This is a genomic window from Craterilacuibacter sp., from assembly GCF_051659485.1.
Taxonomy (GTDB): domain Bacteria; phylum Pseudomonadota; class Gammaproteobacteria; order Burkholderiales; family Chromobacteriaceae; genus Craterilacuibacter.
This window is the reverse complement of the sequence record NZ_JBOFOO010000046.1, coordinates 1-1,353: the sequence shown is the minus strand read 5'-3', so window position 1 is coordinate 1,353 and position 1,353 is coordinate 1. Positions and strand designations below refer to the sequence as shown.

Here is a 1,353-nt window from a genome sequence, read left to right as displayed (position 1 = left end):
CATTTCTTCGTCCAGTACCTTGGACGACTGGATGCGCATCTTCAGGCCCTTGATATCGGATGGCAGCTTGATCGGCTTGTTGGCCGACAGGTGCTTGAAGCCGTTATCCCAAAATGCCAGGCCCTTGATGCCCTTGCTGTCCAGCTTGCCCAATAGCTGCTTGCCGATCGGGCCCTGGGTGACTTTGTGCAGCTCGTCGTAGTTGTCGAACATGTACGGCAGGTCGAATACTTCGTATTCCTTCACGCCCAGCGGGCCGAACTTGGCCAGGCTTGGCGCCAGCATCTGCACCGCGCCCAGTTGCAGGGCTTCCAGTTCTTCCTTGTCCTTGTACAGCTGGCTATTCGGATAAATATCAACCTTGACCTTGCCCTTGGTCCGCTCTTCGGCCAGTTTCTTGAATTGCTCGGCTGCCTTGCCCTTGGGGGTGTCTTTGGCGACGACGTGGCTGAACTTGATGACGATTTCGCCGGCGGCGAAGGCCGAGCCGGCGGCGAAGGTGGCGGCGATGGCCAGGGCGGTCAGTTTGAGTTTCATCGGTTTCTCCAGTGTTATTGGCATTGTGCTGGTTGATGCAGCCCTTGTTTTCTGGCTGTCATAAAGGTGTAAAGTAGAAAGTCTAGCCATTTATATCTATTGGGGAATTCCTTGATAGGGAAAACCCGTACATGTCATGAAACGTTTTTCTACCCCGGTCAAAGCCCGTTCCTTGAGGCTATTGCTGCCGTTTACCGGCCTGGCTTTTATTGCCTTGCTGCTGTGCATAGGCAGTATTTCTTTGCTGTTGTATCGCGACTGGCGCGAGGAGCAGCGTGATGTACTGATTCAGGATGTGCTGTGGCTGGAACAGTCGATACGGGTGTCGCTGGACGGGCAGCGCGACTGGGCGCAAAACATGGCGGCGACGCTGTCCGGCATCCCGCGTGCGGATGCCCATCTGGCCAGTGCCCGAGCCCTGTTTTTGCGCGAGCACCCCGAGGTGGCGGGGCTCGATCTGCTGGCCTCGGCGGGGATGGCGGGGCGGCAACAGCCTGTGACGGCAAGCGAGGACGCGCTGTGGCGGGCAGCAAGAATGGGGCATGCGGCCTATGGCCAGCCCTACCTTGACCGCGACGGGCGTTACCGTTTCGATCTGGCGGTGCCGCTGCCGGGCAGGCCGGATGTATTCCTGCGGCTGGCCTACCGTTTCGACCGCCTGTTGCAGGCCCAGGTGCCGTGGTGGATGGCCGAGCGCTATCACCTCAGCCTGGTGGATGTGGGCGGCAGGGTAATCGCCAGCAAGTTTCCGCAGGCCGAACCGGAAGGCACGCTCAGCCACCAGTTGAGTTTCGATCCGCCCGGCTTTGGCATCAG

The 1,353-nt window shown here is 59.3% G+C and carries 1 protein-coding gene and 1 pseudogene; one reads left to right on the top strand and one right to left on the bottom strand.

From position 1 onward, the window contains the following. Positions 1-537 (bottom strand): DctP family TRAP transporter solute-binding subunit (locus tag ACRC1E_RS01365; RefSeq protein WP_438513315.1); only part of this gene is annotated, 537 nt, incomplete at its 3' end. Positions 538-673: 136 nt separating this feature from the next. Between ACRC1E_RS01365 and ACRC1E_RS01360 the strand changes: the two are divergent. Continuing rightward, positions 674-1,353, top strand: a pseudogene (locus tag ACRC1E_RS01360) (histidine kinase); the annotation flags it as partial.